This is a genomic window from Janthinobacterium sp. GMG1 (assembly GCF_034427795.1).
GTDB lineage: Bacteria > Pseudomonadota > Gammaproteobacteria > Burkholderiales > Burkholderiaceae_D > Janthinobacterium.
The window spans coordinates 143,869-162,253 of sequence record NZ_JAXQNT010000005.1; the positions used below are offsets into that span (position 1 = coordinate 143,869).

Sequence of the window (18,385 nt, forward strand, 5' to 3'; positions counted from 1 at the left end):
TCGCGATGTAGCTACTTTAAAAGCTTATGTAAGTGGCGAACATAAGATTAGCAGTCGCCACTTTGTAGTCTCTTTTGAGGCGAAATTGTAGTCCTTGTCCTACGTGCACACTTTTGACTAGCTAGCCTTGCGCCGTTCTGCGCGATTTTGTGATATGACGCGCGGCTTGTTGGCGCTCCACAGGCCGGCCGGACGCACGCTGGGCAAGCCGTCGCGCGTGGTCGCGGCCGCTGCCTGGCGCGGGTTTGGCGCCTCGTGTTCCCCCAGGCGGAAGCGGCTGACGGCTTGTGTCAGCGCCTCGCCTTCCTGGTGCAGGCGCTGCGAACCGGCGCGCGCTTCGTCGACCAGGCCCGCGTTCTGGCGCGTCATGTCGTCGATTTGCGCCAGTGCCTGGTTGATGCGGGCGATCTCGCCATTCTGCTCGGCGCCGGCGCTGCTGATGCGCCCGATGACGACGGACACCTGCTGCACCGCGTCGACGACTTGCCGCATGGTGCTGCCGGCTGCGTTGACCAGGTCGCCGCCTGCATCCACGGTGGCCACGGAATCGCCGATCAGGCGCTTGATTTGCTGCGCCGCCTCGCTGGAGCGCTGCGCCAGGCTGCGCACCTCGGATGCCACGACGGCAAAGCCGCGCCCCTGCTCGCCGGCTCTGGCCGCCTCGACGGCCGCGTTCAGGGCCAGGATATTCGTCTGGAAGGCGATGCCGTTGATGACGCCGATGATGTCGACGATCTTGTGCGAGCTGGCCTTGATCGAGGCCATGGTCTCGACCACGGCGCTGACGGTCTCGCCGCCGCGCAGGGCCACCTCGGCGGCCGATGCCACCAGGGTGCGCCCCTGTCCTACGTGGGCTTCGTTGCGGCCCACGGTGGCCGTCAGCTCGCGCATCGAATCGACGGTGGCGCCCAGCGCGTCCGCTTGCGTGGCCGTATGGCCGGACAGGGCGGCGTTGCCCTGCGCGATATCGGCGCCGGCGGCGGCAATGACGGCCGCGCCGCCGCGGATTTCCTGCACCAGGGTGGCCAGGCCATGCGTCATGGCGCCGAAGTCGCGCACCAGGTCGCCGATTTCATCGTGCGCCTGCGAGGTGATGCGCTGCGACAGGTCGCCCGCCGCCGCCGCGCCGACGGCCACGCGCAATTGCTTCACGTCGCGCGCGAACGCGGCATAAAAGCCTGCGCACAGGTAGGCGGCGGCCAGCAGCACCAGCAGCATGGCCGCCAGGATCAGGGCGCGGCGCGCCTCGTCGCGCGCGATGCGCTGCGCCAGCAAGCCGTCCAGGGCGGTGGCGGAGGCGCCCGAGAGCGCGTGCAGGGCATCGATGGCTTGCATGCCGGCCGCGTGGAATTGCGCGCCCGAGGTCTGGTCGTAGGAATTCGTCACTTCGTTTTTCGTGCGTTCGAGGAAGGCCAGCGCGGCCGGCACGGCTTTCAGGGCCGGCTGCAGGCTGGCGCGCAATGCCGGCTTGGCGGCGATGATTTCGTCGAAGCGGGCTGGCAGGCGTTCCAGTTCGTGGCGGGCGATCAGGGCGTTGGCGTTGACGAGTTGATCTTCATTCGCCTCGAACAGGCCCGTGTCGATGTAGGCGGCGCCGCGCCCGCCGATGTCGGACAGGCTCTCGGCCAGGTCGGGCAGGGTGGCGGTAAACACGGCGCTCAGGTGGTTGGCGCCCGCGTCCGGGTCCAGGCTCAGGTGTGAGCGGTCGGCCACCAGCTGGACCAGTTTGGCCGCCTGGCGCAGCAGCGCCGTGTGTGCCGCGTAGCTGTCGCGCGCCGCGAGGCCCGTCTGGCGGCCCAGCAGGGCTTGCCACTGCTTCGTCAGCTCGGCCGCCTGGGGCAGGCCGGCGCCCGCTGGCAAGCGCGCCAGGGCGGCCAGTGTGGCCGTGATGCGTGCATTCAGGGCCGTGTTGTCCATGCCCGCCTTGCCGCTCAGGCGCAAATGTTCCAGGCCGCGCCGCTGCTGCAGCAGGCGCGTGCCTTCCTGCAACTGGCGCACATAGGCGACGCCCCGCTGCGCATCCTGCGCCTGGGCCAGCGATTTGCCCAGCTCCGAGATCAGCAGGGTGGTCGCCAGCACCAGAGGCAGCAAAAAGACCAGGCAGACAAGCATGAATTTGGGCAGCAGGCGCAAGCGCTGCATGAGTCGGATGGCGGGGGTGAGGAGCATTTTCATCGGGTTTCCAGGGAAGAGTGGCAACATTTCTGCAGTGCAATGTTGCCTGCCGATTGTGACCCCTTGATGAAGTGGGCGATTTCGCTTGCCGCCAGAGTGAAGCAGTTCACACGGAAGGCCGATCCTTCTGTAAAATCGAGGGTTTTTTGCGAGGGCCATATTATGGTCACCAATATGGCCAACGAGAACGACATCAACACCCCCGATTCCAGCGACAATGCGGACATCGCCGCAGCGTCCGTCAGCAGCAAGGCGCCGGCCGTGATCGCGCGCGAAGTGCAGCGCCGCCGCACCTTCGGCATCATTTCCCACCCGGATGCCGGTAAGACCACCTTGACGGAAAAACTGCTGCTTTTCTCGGGCGCGATCCAGATGGCCGGTACCGTCAAGGCCCGCAAATCGGGCCGCCACGCGACGTCGGACTGGATGGAGATCGAGAAGCAGCGCGGCATTTCCGTCGCTTCCTCGGTGATGCAGTTCGAATTCCGCGACCACGTCGTCAACCTGCTCGACACCCCGGGCCACCAGGACTTCTCGGAAGATACCTACCGCGTGCTGACGGCGGTCGACTCGGCGCTGATGGTGATCGATGCGGCCAAGGGCGTGGAAGCGCAGACGATCAAGCTGCTGGCCGTGTGCCGCATGCGCAATACGCCCATCGTCACTTTCATGAACAAGATGGACCGCGAAACGCGCGATCCGCTGGATCTGCTCGACGAACTCGAATCGGTGCTGAAGATCCAGTGCGCGCCTGTCACCTGGCCTATCGGCATGGGCAAGAACTTCCGCGGCGTGTACCACCTGCTGAACGACGAGATCATGCTGTTCAAGGCCGGTGAAGAGAAGGCCGATGGCGCATTCGAAATCATCAAGGGCATCGACAACCCGCGCCTGCAGGAGATGTTCCCGCTGGAGATGGACCAGCTGCGCATGGAAGTGGAACTGGTGCACGGCGCGTCGAATCCGTTCAACCTGGAGGAATTCCTCTCCGGCGTACAGACGCCCGTGTTCTTCGGTTCGGCCATCAACAACTTCGGCGTGCGCGAGATTCTCTCCGCGCTGGTCGACTGGGCGCCGGCGCCGCGCGAGCGCGACGCCACCGTGCGTTCGGTGGCCCCGTCCGAGCAGCCATTTACCGGTTTCGTCTTCAAGATCCAGGCGAACATGGACCCGGCCCACCGCGACCGCATCGCCTTTTTGCGCGTGTGCTCGGGACGTTTCGAGCGCGGCATGAAGGTCAAGCACTTGCGCCTGGGGCGCGAGATCAAGGTGTCGAACGTGGTGACCTTCATGGCATCGTCGCGCGAACAGGTGGAAGAAGCATACGCTGGCGACATCATCGGCTTGCCGAACCACGGCAACATGCAGATCGGCGACAGTTTTTCCGAAGGCGAGATGCTGACGTTTACGGGCATCCCGTACTTCGCACCAGACTTCTTCCGCTCCGTGCGCATCCGTAATCCCTTGAAAATCAAGCAGCTGCACAAGGGTTTGCAGCAGCTGGGCGAAGAGGGCGCGGTGCAGGTCTTCAAGCCGGTGCAGGGCGGCGAACTGGTACTGGGCGCCGTCGGCGTGCTGCAGTTCGAGGTGGTGGCCAGCCGTTTGCTCAACGAATATGGCGTCGACGCCGTGTTCGAAGGCACCAGCATCAGCAGCGCCCGCTGGGTCAGCTGCGACGACAAGCGCATCCTGCAGGATTTCGAGAACGCGCTGGGCCACAACGTGGCCTACGATGCGGCCGGCAACATGGCTTACCTGGCCACGTCGGGCGTGAACCTGCGCCTGACGGAAGAGCGCTGGCCGAAGCTGACTTTCCACGCGACGCGCGAGCATTCGGCCAAGCTGGCCTGATGCATCCGGAGTAAGTAGCAGGGGCAGAACAGGCAGTTCTGCCCTTTTTTTATGCCGGCAGAATCGTGCGCGTGCTCCAGTCGCGCCGTTCCAGCAGCAATGCCGTCAACTGCGCTGCCGTCATCGGGCGCGCGAAGAAGAAGCCCTGGGCATTGTCGCAGCCGGCTTTTCTCAAAAACTCCACCTGCCGCAAGGTCTCCACCCCTTCGGCCACCACTTTCAGGTGCAGGCTGTGCGCCATGGCGATGATGGCCGTGACGATGGCTTCGCCCTCGCCGGGCAGGTCGTGCACGAAGCTGCGGTCGATTTTCAACTGGTCGATGGGCAGGCGCTTCAGGTACGACATCGATGAATAGCCGGTGCCGAAATCGTCGATCGACAGGTGGATGCCCGTTTCCTGCAGGCGCCGCATCAGTTCCACGTTGGCGTGGACATTGTCCATCAGGACGCCTTCCGTGATTTCCAGCTCCAGCAAGCCATGCGGCAGCTGCGTTTCATCCAGGATGGCGCGGATATCGTCCATCAGTCCCGCATCGCGCGCCTGGCAGGCCGACAGGTTGACGGCCACGTGTTCGAGCGAATCGAGCAGGCCCGCCTTGCACCACAGGGCGGCCTGGCGGCAGGCGCTTTGCAGCACCCAGCGTCCCAGGTCGACGATGATGCCGCTTTCCTCGGCCACGGGGATGAATTCGGCGGGGCTCAACTGGCCCATGTCGCGGCAATTCCAGCGTATCAGCGCTTCCACACCGACGATGCGCCCGCTGCGCAAGTCGATCTGCGGCTGGTAGTGCAAATACAGTTCCTCGTTCTGCAGTGCGCGGCGCAGGTTCGCTTCCATGCGCAGGCGGCGCTGCGCGCGCAATTCCATTTCCGCCTTGAAGACGGCGTAGCGGTTCTTGCCCTGGTGCTTGGCGTGGTACATGGCCGTATCGGCATTGCGCGTCAGGGTGGCCACATCCTGCGCGTCGAACGGATACAGGCTCACGCCGATGCTGGCGCTGACATACAGCTGGTGGCCTTCGAGATCGAATGGCGCGGCCAGCACGGCGAGGATCTTGCGCGCCACGCTGGCCATTTCCGAGGCGTCGTCGGCCGGTTCGACGATGACGACGAATTCGTCGCCGCCGATGCGGCAGATGATGTCGGTGCCGCGCAGGATGGCCACCAGGCGTTCGGACACGAGCTTGAGCAGCTGGTCGCCGCAGTGGTGGCCCAGCGTATCGTTGACGATCTTGAAGTTGTCCAGGTCCAGCAGCAGCAGGCCCACGCTGCTGTCCTGGCGGTCGGCGCGCGCCAGCGCGTAGGCCAGGGCATCGTTGAATTCATGGCGGTTCGGCAGTTGCGTGACCGGGTCGACATGGGCCAGGTAGTGCAAATGGCTTTCCGCATGCTGGGCGGCCGTGCGCGTGCGGCGCACCATCAGGTACGTCAGGCCGAACGCGCACAGGCAGACGAGCAGGGTAAAGGCGGCAAATTGCGCCAGGCTGGCGTACAGCGGCGCCAGGCTGGCGCGCAGGTACAGCGCGCCGCCGCCGGGCAAGGCCGTCAGGATGGCCGCGCTGCCGTCCAGGTAATCGAGGTGCAGGCCGTTGCGCGGCGCCATGGGCGCGGCATCGCTGCTGCTGCGCGTGTAGCGGGCAAACGGCGTGCCATAGGGACTGTAAAGTAGTGCTTGCCGGACATGCGGGGCGGCGGCGAGGGAAGCGAGGAGTTGTTGTGCCGCAAGACGATTGTCCTGGCGCATGGCCTGGGTGGCGGCGGGCGCCAGCATGTCGGCCTGGATGCGCAGGTTGCGCTGGAGGGATGCCTGGAGGGAAAACAACTGGAAGAGGACCAGCAGCAGGCTGGCCATGGCCAGCATGGCCGCCGCGGCCAGCAAGTTCAGCCTGGCAATCCGGTCGCCGCGCAATTGCGCCGACGGCAGCATCAATGGCGTCATCATGACGCTTTCTCCTGCCGGCCCCGCTTGCCGCCGCCCCGTGTCATCCCGCCTCGCCCTGCCATACTTTACGTTCCAGTCTGATGAAAACCGAAGTGAGCCGGAACTCTCAACGTGTTGCTAAGGCCGACATATTGTCATTTTGCAGCGTGAAAGTACAGGGCGCGCGGCAATTTTGTCTGCATGCCACAGGCCGGTGGCAGCAGGCAGGGCGACAAATCAGGCGGAAAAGGCAGGACGTGTTTTTCTAATAATAATCCACACTGAATTTTAATCCTTTTTTTGCCCGCCGGTTTTTTTCGCTAAAAACATGCTGACGGTAAACAAAATAGCATCAAGAATAACTTCAATGCCTGCAGTCATCCTGGTACGGATTAACTTTTGCTCCGTATCGTCCATTGCAAGTCATTGATTTTAATAAATTTTAATGAAGAATGCGAGAACGCTATGGCCTTGCTCCACGAGTTCGTCCATAATCCTCAGATGATGGACGTTCTGATGCTGTTTATTTTGTCTGCCGCGGCCAAGCAAGCTGCCGCCAGCAAAACCGGACGTCGCCCTAATGATCAATAGTGAGGATATCTTGGAAAAAAAACCAAAAATTATTTTGTCATCACAAGACCTGGAACGACTGGAAGCGTTGTTGTATGCCTTGGGTAATAATCTGTCGCCGGACAAGGCCGCCTTGCTCGACGAGCTGGGCCGCGCCGAGGTGCTCGAGCCGCAAGAGATTCCCCCGACCGTCGTGACGATGAATTCCACCGTGCGCTTCACGGTGGAAAACAAGGAAGAATTCTGCCTGACGCTCGTGTATCCGAAGGATGTGGAAGGCCAGGCCGACCGCATTTCCGTGCTGGCGCCCGTCGGCAGCGCGCTGCTGGGCTTGTCCGTCGGCGACAGCATCGCCTGGCCCATGCCGGGCGGCGTGGTGAAGGTGAAAATCGAGGAAATCGTTTACCAGCCTGAACGGGCCGGCGAATACCACCGCTAAGCGCGGCAAGCAGTGATGGCGGACGGCGCCTGCCGTTCGCCTGCCAGGCCGTGTTCCCAATAGTCAACTATTGCGTTGCACGCGCACCACCAGCCATCCCGCCACCACCGTGAACGTGACGATGATGGCGACGATGATCCAGAAGCCCTGCGGATGCTGGGCCAGCGGAATTCCCCCCACGTTCATGCCCAGCATGCCGGCGATGATATTGATCGGCAAGGCCAGCACGGTGACGATGGTCAGCACGAACAGGCTGCGGCTGTTTTCCTCGTTGACGCTGGCGGCAATCTCTTCCTGCAGTAATTTGATACGTTCCTGCAAGGACGACATATCGCTGAGCACCACCGAAAACTCCTCCGTCGACTGGCGCAATTCCAGACTGTCGAGCTCCGATACCCACGATGGCGGCCGTTGCAGAAGGCGGAACAGGGCGGCCGGTTCCGGCGCCAGCAGGCGCTGCAGCCGCACCAGCACGCGCCGCATGGCGCCCAGGTCTTCGCGTTTCGGCACCAGGCGCCCGGCCAGCAAGTGGTCCTCGATATCGTCGACCCGCGCCACTGCGTCGCGCACGATGTTGACCAGCACGTCGGCCTGGTCGCGCAGCAGATGAATCAGCAATTCCACCGACGAGCGGATCGGCTCGTGGTTCTTGATGACGGCCTGGCGCAGGCGCTCGATCGACTGCAGCGGCGCGCGGCGCGCCGTGATGACGAGGTTTTGCGCCACGCTGGCCCACATGGTGGAAATGTCGGACGCTTCGAACGAGAAATTGTGCACCACATCGTTGACCACCGCGATCAGGGTGTTTTCCGCCTGTTCGATGCGCGTCGAGCGGGAACCCTGGTGCAGGGTTTCATAGAATTCGTCGGCCAGTTGCGTGTGCGTCATCAGCCATTTTTCGCTGGCCGCATGCGACAAATTGAAATGCAGCCAGACGAATTCCTGCGCCGGCCTGGCCGCGCCATCGGCCAGCCAGGCCAGTGCGGCCGTCGAGTCGAGCGCCAGCGGCTGCGCCTCGCGGCCAAACAGGAAGCCCCAGACCAGGCCCGAGGTGTCCGAGCCGTAGGTAAAACCGGCAGTTTCCATCGCCATCGTGAATCTTTCTCGCGCAGTGTGATTGATCGTCGCGCGATTTTAATACACGGATGTGTCGGGAAAATGACAAGGCCACCGCGAACGGTGGCCTTGGTGGGTAACGCTTGCAGTAACGCTTGATAGAACCGCCGCGCAGCAGGTTTGGTCAGGTGTTACTAGTCGCGGCGCGGATTGTCGGGCCTGCGGTCGTCGCGGTTCGGAATCCCGTCGCCGTCGCGGTCGTGGCGGTTGCCATTGTCGCGGTCATAGCGGTTGGGGATGCCGTCGCGGTCGCGGTCACCGTTCGGCCCGCGTGGCGACCAGCGGCCTTGCTCCATCTGCCAGCGGCCATCGCGCTGGTTCCAGGCGGGCGGCGCATACACGTAACCGGGGCGTTCGGCGATCCATATGCCTGGCGTCCAGGCGTAGCGCTGGCCGCGCCATTCCCAGTGGCCGGGCGCCCAGACGTAGCCGTGGCGGGCGCGCGGGATGGCTTCGCGGCGCGGCGGTGGCGGGGCGATGCGGATCTCGTCATAGCGCACGGGCTGCACTTGCGCGGCGACCCAGCCGCCACGGTCCAGGCGCCAGCGGTTGTTTTCTTGTATCCAGGCGGCGCGGCGGTACTGGTTGCCACCCCGTTCGCGCAGCCATTCGCCGTTGTTCCAGACATGGCGCTGGCCATCCCAGTTCCAGTAGCCGGGCGCCCAGACATAGCCGGCGCGTGGCGCTGGCACGCTTTCAAACCGTGGCGGAGGCGGGGCGTTGCCGATGACAATGCTGACGCCGAGCTGATTCTGTGCCATGGCCTGCACGGGCAGGAAGGCCGCGGTGCTGATGGCAAGCATGGCTGCTGCGTAGAGTGTGATGGGTTTCATGGTGTGCTCCATTTCGGTGATTGCGTGAAATGGACTATAGGCGCTTGCCGGCGAGCGGATCGCTTTTGATTCAACTTATTACAATTGACACAATGCTGTGTGTCCGTGTATCCGTGGCGGATACAAATGGCGGCCTGGCGCGGAGGTATTCAAATTGGCGCCAGGCGGCGTGGTGTCAGCATCGGTGGCTCACAGGGTGCTGGCGGTGGCGTTGCCCAGCAAGGCTTGCCGTTCCTCGATCAGCGAGATTTTCTTTTCCTGTTCCGTCATGCGCTTGGCGCTGACGACGACGACGGGGATGGCACTCGCTTGTGCCACATCAGCCGCTTTGGCGGCCGATGGCTGCATGAAGCTGACGTAGCTGGCGCCGCAGGCGATGGCAACGGCGACGGTAAAGATGGCTTCCATGTTTTTTAACGTTTTCATGATGTTTCCTTTCGGGTGGCGGGTGGGTATGCATGCACTGTAGCCAGGCGCGGGCCGGCGCGCCATGCAGATGCGACCAGCCGTGGTTTTGGCGGGATGGCCTGCAAAAAAACGGCGCTGAAATGCCTGCGCGCGGCGCTGGCGGGCGACCGCATGAATTGAGGCCTAATTCGCCCTGTATCCGTGCATATGAATGCAATTGCCCTATGGCATTATCTGATGCTGCGCACTGCCGTGCCCATGCCGTGCGCGGCAAGTGAAGCCCGGCTATCCTGCTAGAATCGGCATGGCAGCCGTGTTGCGCGCACAATCATTCTCATCAGGAGTCACACATGTTCCAATTGTTTGGTTTTGGCGGCGCCCGCTGCCCGCGCTGCGAGCACAAGAACGGCGCTGCCGCCGGCTATTGCGCGCAATGCGGCTTGTCGCTGGGGGCACCCGACAGCGACGCGGTGCTGCATGCCAACCAATGGCATCTTGCTGAAGGGCAACTAGCCCTGTTCTTCGGCGTGCGTGAACTGTCCTCGTTGTTCGGCAGCGCCGCGCGCCGCCTGCAGGTGCCGGCCGAGTCGCGCGCCTGGATCGTGCAATCGGACGCTTTCACCTTGATACCGGCCGGCGACTACGACAGCGCCGCCTTCTTTGCGCGCCTGCCCGCGCTGCTGCCGGCGCGTCCGGCCGAAGTGCTGATCGCGCGCGCCGACGCCGTCAGCCTGGACTTCGACTTGCCTGGCCTGGCCAGCTCGGAACTGCTGAACGTTGCCGCGTCCCTGCGTGTCGATATCGGGCTGGGCCAGCCCGATGCGTTCGCGCGCCAGTTCATGCGCGCGCCGGGCGCCGTCACGCGGGCCCACCTGCACGCCTTGCTGCTGCCGTCCGTGCGCCAGATTGCGCTGGAATTCATCGGCAGCCGCGCGTTGGTCGAGATGGACGCGAATGCCGACCTGCGGCCCGAATTGAACGAACGCCTGCAATCGGCGCTGACGCAGCGACTGGCGCCCAGCGGCCTGGCCGTGGCGCGCGTGGAAACGCTGAGTTTGCGCCACGACAAACGCGAGGGCAATGGCGATGCCTCCATCGGTACCCTGTGGCTGGGCGGCTTGCCGGCGCAGGAACTCGAGCAACACAGTCTGGAACGCATGAAGCAGCTCGACCAGCTGTATGACGAGGAAGAGTGGCAGCGCATCCGCCGCGAGGAACTGGCAGCGCGCCACGCACACCGCCGCGCGGAATTGCAGCAGGATGCGACGCTGGAAAAGGCGGAACTGAACCACCAGGAAGCGGAGCGCCTGCAAGCGCTGCGCGGGCGCCAGATCGACCTGTATGGCCGCATCCTGGAAGCGAAATCGCGGCGCCAGGCGCTCGACCATGGCGCCGCGCTGGCGCTGGGCGAGCTGGAACAGGAACTGGCGCAGAAGGGCGCGCAGCACGCCGACGAAGCGGCCAACTGGGAACACGTGCGCGCGCTGGCCGCCATCAAGATGCGCAGCGAGCTGGAACTGTCGCAGCTGCATGGGCGCGAACAGATCCAGCTGGCGCAGCAGCGCTTTACGCATCAGGTGCACCTGCAGTCGATCGCGCAGCAAGTGGAAAGCGCGCTGCTGATCGACGACGAGACGGGTCGCCGCACCCAGCTGGCGCGCCTGCGTCAGGCGGAGGCGGATGCGGCCCAACGCGAGGCGCAGCTGGAGGCGGAGCAGCACCAGGCCGCCTGGCAGGGCCTGATGCTGGCCAACGCGGCGCGCAAGCGCGAGGCCGAGCGGGTACAGGAGTGGGAAGAGCAGATGCAGCTGGCGCGCCAGCGCGAACTGCTGCGCGCCGAGGCGCACAAGGATGAAGCGGCCCAGGTGCAGGCGACGGAAATCGCGGAAAAAGTCGCGGCGCTGCGGCGTGGCGGCGTGCGCGAAGACGCCATCGCGCAGCAGGAAAAGCTGCTGCGCACCATTGAGGCCGATGGCGTGCACGCGCGCCAGCTGCAGCAGCAAACGCAGCTGGCGCAGCTCGACGCGCTGGCCATCGAGGAGCAGCGCCAGCAGCTGCGCCAGCTGGAGCAGGAAGCGCAATGGCAGCGCGACTTGCTGGCCATGGCCCAGCAGCGCGAAAGCGATTATGCGCGCTGGAAGGGCGAATACGAAGCCCTGCTGGCGCAGCAGGCGCATGCGGCCGAACTGGCGCGCATCGACATCGACCGCATCGAGAAAATCGGCTCGCTGAGCGACACGGGCAAGGTGGCCATGGCCGCCGGGCAGAATGCGGTCGCGCTGGCGCAAGTGCTGAAAGTGCAGCTGCAGGCGGGCATGAGCGCCGAGCAGATTCACGCGCTGGCGGCGCTGGCAGCGGCCGAGAGCAGCGTCGCCCCGCTGGACGCCATGCGCATGGCGCAGGACAGCGTGGCGCAGGAGCGCAGCTACCTGGAAGGCCAGGCGGAACGCGAGCGGCGCCAGCAGCTCGATCTGATCAACCTGCAGAACGCGGCGCACGCGCATGGCTTGTCGGCGCAGGCGCAGCTGGGCGTGGCCGTGGCGCAGGCGCTGCAGCCTGGCGCCGCCTCTGCAGCGCCGGCCCGCTGCAAGAACGGCCACGCGCAGCGCGCGGGCCATCCGGAAGATAAATTCTGCGCCGCCTGCGGCGCCGCCCTGCAGCCTTGACGGAAGCGTTTCACTCCAGATGATGCAAAAAGCACGAGACAAGCTGCGGGAACTGCGCGCCCTCCACGACGACGGGCTGCTCAGCGAGCAGGAATTCGAACGCCGCAAGAACGCCATCCTCGACGCCGAGTACGCGCCGCCAGGCGCCGCACCTGTGGCCGCGCCGCTGCCCGTGCGCCAGGGCACGGAGCTGGGCTTCATGACGGGCCAGGAAATCGGTCCGCAAAACCGCCGCTACCGGCTCGAACGGCTGATCGGCACGGGCGGCATGGGGCAGGTGTGGCAAGCCACCGACCTGGCCACGCACGCGGAACTGGGCAGCAGCGAAATGGTGGCGCTGAAGATATTGCCGCCGCAGCTGACGCAAAGCGCCACGCACGCCAAGCTGCTGATCGAGGAAGCGACCCAGGCGAGAAAACTCGCGCATGAAAACATCGTGCGCGTCTACGAATGGGCGCAGGACCCGGCCACGGCCAGCTATTTCATCATCATGGAATGCCTCGATGGCGAAGACCTGGAACACTATCTGGGCCGCCAGGGTGCGCTGCCGCTGTCCACGGTGCAGGAACTGTTGCAGCCGGTGGCCGAAGCGCTGTCGTATGCCTGGGAAAAGCACAAGCTGGTGCACCGCGACATCAAGCCAGGCAATGTCTTCCTGACGGCGAAGGGCGACGTCAAGCTGCTCGACTACGGCATCGCCACGCGGGTGCGCAATGCGGACAGCAGCCTGGCGCTGGAGATGCCGAACGCGGGCACGCACGGCTACCGGGCGCCCGAAGCCGGCGCCAACCAGCGCCAGCCCAGCCCGCGCCTGGACGTGTATGCGGTGGCCGTGATGATCTACCAGATGCTGGAAGGGCGCATGCCGTTCGACGACATGCGCAGCGCCAGCCATTTGCCTTCGAAGCCGCAAGCGCTCAACGCGCAACAGTGGCAAGTGCTGCAGAACGGTTTTTCGCTGACGGCGGAATTGCGGCCGCAATCCGTGCAAGCCTTGCTGGAAGGGCTGGAACGCGCGGCCGGGCCATCGCCCGAAGAACTGGCGGAACAGGCGCGCCAGCAGCAGGCGCGCGCGGCGCAGCAGGCGCAGCAACAGCGGGAGGCGGCGCTGGCCGCCGAGCAGGCGCGCGAGGAAGAGATCAAGCGAGCCCGCATACGCCAGGAAGAACTGGATCAGCGCCGCAAGGCGGAAATCCAGGCCGCCGCGCTGGAAAAGCAGCGGCAGGACAAACTGCGCCGCGAACAGGAAGCGCAGCGCCATTTCGAGGCGGAAGAGGCGCGCAAGTTGCGCAAGGAAGCGCTGCGCGGCCAGCTGCGCGCGCGCCGCGAAGCCGATGCCGCCACGGCCTTGCAGGAACACCAGGAATTGCAGCGCAAGGCCATCGTCGCCAAGGCCGAGGCGGCATATCGGGCCGAGCAGGAGCGCGCGCGCAAGGAAGAGGCCAGCCGCGCCGCGACCGCATCTGTCCCTGTGCAGGCATCCGCGCCGGTGCCGGAAACGGAACACGCGGAACCGGTGGCCAATGCCGAAGGCATCTTGCGCGACGATTTTCTCGATGGCGCGGGACAGGGGCCGGAACTGGTGCTCATTCCCAGCGGCCGCTTCCAGATGGGCGCGCACGAGACGGAACACAAGGCGGCCATGCAGGCCGGCTCGCAAAAGACGTGGCTCGAACGCGAAATGCCGCAGCACTGGGTCGGCATCGAGCGCCCGTTCGCGCTGGCTCGCCACCCCGTCAGCGTGGGCGAATGGCGCGCCTTCGTCAAGGCGACCGGCTGGGCGGGCGGGTCGGAAACGGACTGGGATAATCCCGGCTTCGTGCAGAACGAGCAGCACCCGGTGGTGGGCGTGAGCTGGAATGACGCGCAGCTGTTCCTGGCGTGGATGAGCGAATGCACGGGCCGCCAGTACCGCTTGCCCAGCGAAGCGGAATGGGAATACGCGTGCCGTGCCGGCTCGCGCACGGCCTTCAACGTGGGCGACACCATCAGCACGGAGCAAGCCAATTACGACGGCCTGTATGTGTACAACGGCGGCCCGCGCGGCGTGTATCGGGGCGGCACCACGCCGCTGGGCACATTCGCGCCGAATTCCTGGGGCCTGTTCGACATGCATGGCAATGTGTGGGAATGGGTGCAGGATGTGGTGCACGACAATTACGAAGGCGCGCCCGTCGACGGCAGCGCATGGGAAGAGGGCAGCGACAGTAGCCGGCGCATCCTGCGCGGCGGCTCCTGGCTGTACCACCCGCGCTATTTGCGCTCGGCCCTGCGCAACGGCTTTTCCACCGTGCTGTCGAACGACATCGTGGGCTTCAGGGTGGCGCGCACGCTCGACTGACTCATTATCATATCGGTCATCTTGAGGGATACGGCATGCACCTTAACCGTGCTGGAGTGTCCATCGTCTTCGCCTGCCCACCGACCCCCTGTTCCGTATCAAATGACCAGGTAGCTGGGGAGCCGGCTGCGCAAAGCGGGCAAACGGTGTAAATTGTGGCTTTCCAAACGCACCAAGGAACGCCATGACCATCAAAGCCATCCGCGACCAGTCGCAAGCCATGCGCCACATCGTGCACGTGCGCGATCACATCATTTCCGCCGACGCCTCGGTGGCCGAAGGGGGCGGCGATGCCGGCCCGTCGCCGCACGACCTGTATGACGCGGCCCTGTCGGCCTGCAAGGCGCTCACCGTCGTCTGGTATGCCAAACACAAGGGCATCCCCCTGGAGCACGTGGAAGTGTCGACCGAACGCGATGCCAGCGAAGAGCGCAAGGGTGTGTACCGCCTGGCCGCCACCCTGCACCTGACGGGCGAGCTGACGGATGCGCAGCGCGAGGAATTGCTGGCCGCGGCCGGCAAATGCCCGCTGCATAAATTGATGACGGCCGTGACCACCGAAGTGACGACGGTGCTGGCATGAGCGCGGCCATCCTGAAAAGCCACGAAAAGGACCTGGGCGGCGGCTTCGTCGTGCGGCGCCTGTTGCCTTCCGCCGTCAAACAGGCCGTCGGCCCCTTCATTTTCTTTGACCATTTCGGCCCCATCGACGTGGCGCCCGACGCCAACCACGACGTGCGCCCCCATCCGCACATCGGCCTGGCTACCGTCACCTATCTGTTCGAGGGTGCGATCGACCACCGCGACAGCATCGGCTCGTACCAGCGCATCGAACCGGGCGCCATCAACTGGATGACGGCCGGGCGCGGCATCGTGCATTCGGAACGCACGCCGCAGGACCTGGCGGGCCAGCCGCACCGCACGCACGGCTTGCAGCTGTGGGCCGCGCTGCCCAAGGCGCACGAAGAAGATGAACCGAGTTTCACGCACACGCCGCAGGCCGACATTCCCGTCGTGGCGCTCGATGGCGCCGTCGTCAAGGTGTTGATCGGCACGGCGTTTGGCCAGACCTCGCCCGTGCGCACCTACATGCAGACGCTGTACCTGGACGTGGCGCTGCAGGCGGGGCGCGAGCTGCGCCTGGAAGGCTTGCCGGCGGAAGCGGCGGTGTATCCGATCAGCGGGGAGGTGCTGATCGATGGCGTGGCGCTGGTACCGCACACCATGGCCTTGCTGGAAGCTGGTGCCGCGCCCGTGGTGACGGCAGGCGGCGGCCCGGTGCAGTTCGTCGTGATCGGCGGCGAGCCGCTGGACGGCCACCGCTTCCTGTTCTGGAATTTCGTCTCGTCGAGCAAGGAGCGATTGTCGCAGGCGGCCGACGACTGGACCGCCCAGCGCATGGGCAGTGTGCCGGGCGAGACGGAATTCATCCCGCTGCCGAAGGCGCCATTGCGTCCTCCGGCATAAGCTGGATTAGAACCGCGCGCGCAAGGTCAGTTGCGCCTTGCGCGGCTCGCCATAGAAATTGCCCCACGCCGGCGCGCTCACCGTCTGGTAGTAGCGCTTGTCGAGCAAGTTCGTCACGGACAGCGACGCCGTCCAGTTGCGGTCGATCTGCCAGGCGGCGCGCGCGCTCCACAAGGCATACGCGCCTTGCGCCACCTTCACGTCGCGCGTCGTGCGCGAGCTCTCCGTCTGGAAGTTCACGCCGCCGCCCACGCTCCACTTCTGCAAGGCACCGGGCAGGCGGTAGTCGCTCCACGCGCGCAGCATGTGGCGCGGCGAGTAGGTACTGGCGAACATCACGCCTGCGTCCGACGTCTGCTCCAGGTATTTGAAGTTGTTCAGGGTGTAGCCGGCGAACAGCTGCCAGCCCGGCGTCACTTCGCCGCTGATTTCCGCATCGACGCCTTCGCTGCGCACCTTGCCGGTCGAGAAATAGCACTCCGTGCCGCTGGTGCAGATATTGACCAGATCTGCCTCGGCGCGGTTGCGCTGCTCGATGCGGAACAGCGCCAGCGAGGTATTGACCTTGCCATCGAACAGTTCACCTTTCACGCCCACTTCCAGGTTGCGCCCTTTCAGCGGCTCAAGCAGGGCGCCTTCGGCCGTGCGCTGGTTTTGCGGCTGGAAGATGTCGGACACGCTGGCGTAGCCGGACCAGCGCTTGTCGAATGCGTAAATGACGCCGCCATACGGCGTGACGACGCCGTTTTCGCGGTACGGGTCGATGTACACCTCGCCCGTGTCGCGGTACACGCTGCTCGATTTGTAGTTCGACACGCGCGCGCCCGCCACCACGGTGAGCGGGGCGCTGACGCTGAAGCGGGCCACGCCGTAGGCACCCGTCTGCGTCATGCTCGTCAGACTGTGGCCGCCGCCATACTGTTCCTTGCGTATCCAGGCATCGCTCGGTTCCGCCACGCCGTGATTGGGTTGCAGCGCGCTATTGGGCAGCTTCATCATGGCCAGGCTGTAATCGCTGTCGCTTTCCAGCCGGTTCGTGCTGACGCCGGCGCTGAAGCCGTGGCGTCGGCCGAAGGCGTTGAATTTGCCATCGAGCGAGAGGTCGAGTCCCTTGTTCGTGGTGCCGTAGTCGAACACGCCAGCGTACATCATCATGCCGGCCATGGTGGCGGGATTGAGCGCGCCCAGGTTGAACATGTATTTCACGTCATGCTGTTCGCGCGTGTAGTTGGCGCTGGCCTTGAGCGACCAGTCGGCATCGAAGCGGTGTTCGAATTCGGCGAAGGCGGCCGTCTGGCGGCTGTCCCAGCGATTCCAGTCCGCGCCCAGGTAGGTCGAGCGGGGCAGTTTCGGGTCGCTGCCATCGAGGTAGCGGGGCATGCCCGAGAAAAACGGCGTTGACTTCAGTTTTTCGTAGCTGGCGCCCGTCGTCAGCTTGCTGCCCGGCGCCAGGTCGAATTCCAGCACGCCGTACAGCACGTCCGTGCGGCTGTCGGCCACGTCATAAAAATAATCGCGCTGGTCGTGCGCGGCCACGACGCGGCCGCGGATGCTGCCCGCCTCGTTCAGGGGACCGGTGACGTCGACCTCGCCGCGCACGTCGTTCCAGCGGCCGGCGCTGAGCGCCAGCTGCACCTGTTTTTCCGCCAGCGGGCGCTTGCGCACCATGTTGATGGCGGCGCCCGGCGAACCGGTGCCCTGCAACAGGCCCGTGGCGCCGCGCACGATTTCGACGCGATCGAGCATGGCCGTGTTGCTGGTAAAACTGTTCGCCTGCGGGTAGAACATGGCGCGGTTGACGCCATCGAACTGGTAAGTGTCGACCATGAAGCCGCGCGAATACACATAACGCCCGCCCATGGGGCTGTCGTACATGGTGATGCCGGTGGTGTTGGCCAGCACGGCGTCGATGGTATTGAGGTTCTGGTCGTCCATCTTCTGGCGCGTGACGACGCTGACGGATAGCGGAATTTCGCGCAGGGTTTGCACGCCCTTGCCGACGGTGACGGCGCGCGCCGCATACGAGTTGCTGTGCTCACTGACGGGGTCGCGCTCCATGCTGGCGCTGACAGTCACGGGCGCCATGGTCTTTTCCACGCCGGCCGCCGCTGCGGACGCTGGCGCTGCCTGGCGCAGCACATAGGCGCCGTTCGGCAGCTGCACGGCTTCCAGGCCGCTGCCGGCCAGCACCTGGGCAAAACCCTGGCCGACATTGAAGCTGCCGCGCACGCCGGGCGAGCGCAGGCCCCGCGTCTGCGCGGGATCGGTCGACAGGCTGACGCCGGCGGCGACGGCAAAGTCGTTCAGGGCCGTGGCCAGCGGGCCGGCTGGCACGGCGTAGGCTTGCGGTGCTGCAGCGGTAGCCTGGCCTTGCGCCAGGACGGGTGCTGCGACAAAGGCGGCGGGGGCGGCGCAAGCCATGGCGATGACGGCCAGGCGGATGGCGCGCGCGGCGGGATGGAGGACGGGGGTGGTCAGCTGCATGCTCGGTCTTTCTGCTCTAAAGGGATAAGAATTGGCGTGTGAATCGGCTACGTGAATTGGCTACTTAACTAGGAAGCCGAAGCAGCGCAGCGAAACACCAACCCCTGGCGCAAA

At 65.0% G+C, this 18,385-nt stretch carries 13 protein-coding genes; 6 read left to right on the plus strand and 7 right to left on the minus strand.

Annotated elements, in window-relative coordinates; all coding sequences use genetic code 11:
• Positions 1-117: 117 nt before the first annotated feature.
• The gene (locus SJI03_RS15525) at positions 118-2,175 is read right to left on the minus strand and encodes a methyl-accepting chemotaxis protein (protein ID WP_322427774.1); all 2,058 of its coding nucleotides are present in this window, start codon (positions 2,173-2,175) and stop codon (positions 118-120) included.
• Between the two features lie 162 nt (positions 2,176-2,337).
• Between SJI03_RS15525 and SJI03_RS15530 the strand changes: the two genes are divergently transcribed.
• On the plus strand, positions 2,338-4,026 hold the full coding sequence (locus tag SJI03_RS15530; RefSeq protein WP_416208753.1) for a peptide chain release factor 3: 1,689 nt from the start codon (positions 2,338-2,340) through the stop codon (positions 4,024-4,026).
• Positions 4,027-4,075: 49 nt separating this feature from the next.
• Here the strand turns inward: SJI03_RS15530 and SJI03_RS15535 are convergent, their stop codons facing one another.
• A complete protein-coding gene (locus tag SJI03_RS15535; RefSeq protein ID WP_322427776.1) occupies positions 4,076-5,968 on the minus strand; it encodes a putative bifunctional diguanylate cyclase/phosphodiesterase in 1,893 nt (630 codons plus the stop codon).
• A gap of 267 nt (positions 5,969-6,235) precedes the next feature.
• Positions 6,236-6,364, minus strand: a complete 129-nt coding sequence (locus tag SJI03_RS15540) for a hypothetical protein (protein WP_267891657.1) — start codon at positions 6,362-6,364, stop codon at positions 6,236-6,238.
• 184 nt (positions 6,365-6,548) lie between these two features.
• Between SJI03_RS15540 and rnk the strand changes: the two genes are divergently transcribed.
• Complete coding sequence (gene rnk / locus SJI03_RS15545; RefSeq protein WP_162835757.1) at positions 6,549-6,956, plus strand: nucleoside diphosphate kinase regulator; 408 nt, start codon at positions 6,549-6,551, stop codon at positions 6,954-6,956.
• Between the two features lie 63 nt (positions 6,957-7,019).
• Here the strand turns inward: rnk and SJI03_RS15550 are convergent, their stop codons facing one another.
• From SJI03_RS15550 to SJI03_RS15560, 3 genes are all read right to left on the minus strand, one after another.
• Positions 7,020-8,048, minus strand: a complete 1,029-nt coding sequence (locus SJI03_RS15550; RefSeq protein ID WP_322427778.1) for a transporter — start codon at positions 8,046-8,048, stop codon at positions 7,020-7,022.
• Between the two features lie 158 nt (positions 8,049-8,206).
• A complete protein-coding gene (locus tag SJI03_RS15555; protein WP_099378749.1) occupies positions 8,207-8,905 on the minus strand; it encodes a YXWGXW repeat-containing protein in 699 nt (232 codons plus the stop codon).
• A gap of 189 nt (positions 8,906-9,094) precedes the next feature.
• Positions 9,095-9,331 carry a hypothetical protein gene (locus tag SJI03_RS15560; protein ID WP_099378750.1) on the minus strand — a complete coding sequence of 79 codons (237 nt, stop codon included), beginning with the start codon at positions 9,329-9,331 and terminating at the stop codon, positions 9,095-9,097.
• Positions 9,332-9,663: 332 nt separating this feature from the next.
• Between SJI03_RS15560 and SJI03_RS15565 the strand changes: the two genes are divergently transcribed.
• From SJI03_RS15565 to SJI03_RS15580, 4 genes are all read left to right on the plus strand, one after another.
• The gene (locus tag SJI03_RS15565; protein ID WP_322427779.1) at positions 9,664-11,979 is read left to right on the plus strand and encodes a hypothetical protein; all 2,316 of its coding nucleotides are present in this window, start codon (positions 9,664-9,666) and stop codon (positions 11,977-11,979) included.
• Between the two features lie 19 nt (positions 11,980-11,998).
• The gene (locus SJI03_RS15570) at positions 11,999-14,320 is read left to right on the plus strand and encodes an SUMF1/EgtB/PvdO family nonheme iron enzyme (protein ID WP_322427781.1); all 2,322 of its coding nucleotides are present in this window, start codon (positions 11,999-12,001) and stop codon (positions 14,318-14,320) included.
• Positions 14,321-14,504: 184 nt separating this feature from the next.
• Positions 14,505-14,903 (plus strand): OsmC family protein, encoded by a 399-nt coding sequence (locus SJI03_RS15575; RefSeq protein ID WP_322427782.1) that lies wholly within the window; start codon positions 14,505-14,507, stop codon positions 14,901-14,903.
• Positions 14,900-15,787: a pirin family protein gene (locus SJI03_RS15580; RefSeq protein WP_322427783.1), complete on the plus strand. Its 888-nt coding sequence runs from the start codon at positions 14,900-14,902 to the stop codon at positions 15,785-15,787. Before SJI03_RS15575 ends, SJI03_RS15580 begins: the two co-directional genes overlap by 4 nt.
• A 6-nt stretch (positions 15,788-15,793) precedes the next feature.
• On the opposite strand, the gene SJI03_RS15585 is transcribed toward SJI03_RS15580, so the two are convergent.
• Positions 15,794-18,271, minus strand: a complete 2,478-nt coding sequence (locus SJI03_RS15585) for a TonB-dependent siderophore receptor (RefSeq protein ID WP_322427784.1) — start codon at positions 18,269-18,271, stop codon at positions 15,794-15,796.
• Positions 18,272-18,385 lie beyond the last annotated feature (114 nt).

Coding starts and splice junctions, on each gene's coding strand:
- SJI03_RS15525 (WP_322427774.1), bottom strand. CDS start 2,175: ATGAAAATGCTCCTCACCCCCGCCATCCGACTCATGCAGCGCTTGCGC.
- SJI03_RS15530 (WP_416208753.1), top strand. CDS start 2,338: ATGGTCACCAATATGGCCAACGAGAACGACATCAACACCCCCGATTCC.
- SJI03_RS15535 (WP_322427776.1), bottom strand. CDS start 5,968: ATGATGACGCCATTGATGCTGCCGTCGGCGCAATTGCGCGGCGACCGG.
- SJI03_RS15540 (WP_267891657.1), bottom strand. CDS start 6,364: ATGGACGATACGGAGCAAAAGTTAATCCGTACCAGGATGACTGCAGGC.
- SJI03_RS15550 (WP_322427778.1), bottom strand. CDS start 8,048: ATGGCGATGGAAACTGCCGGTTTTACCTACGGCTCGGACACCTCGGGC.
- SJI03_RS15555 (WP_099378749.1), bottom strand. CDS start 8,905: ATGAAACCCATCACACTCTACGCAGCAGCCATGCTTGCCATCAGCACC.
- SJI03_RS15560 (WP_099378750.1), bottom strand. CDS start 9,331: ATGAAAACGTTAAAAAACATGGAAGCCATCTTTACCGTCGCCGTTGCC.
- SJI03_RS15565 (WP_322427779.1), top strand. CDS start 9,664: ATGTTCCAATTGTTTGGTTTTGGCGGCGCCCGCTGCCCGCGCTGCGAG.
- SJI03_RS15570 (WP_322427781.1), top strand. CDS start 11,999: ATGATGCAAAAAGCACGAGACAAGCTGCGGGAACTGCGCGCCCTCCAC.
- SJI03_RS15575 (WP_322427782.1), top strand. CDS start 14,505: ATGACCATCAAAGCCATCCGCGACCAGTCGCAAGCCATGCGCCACATC.
- SJI03_RS15580 (WP_322427783.1), top strand. CDS start 14,900: ATGAGCGCGGCCATCCTGAAAAGCCACGAAAAGGACCTGGGCGGCGGC.
- SJI03_RS15585 (WP_322427784.1), bottom strand. CDS start 18,271: ATGCAGCTGACCACCCCCGTCCTCCATCCCGCCGCGCGCGCCATCCGC.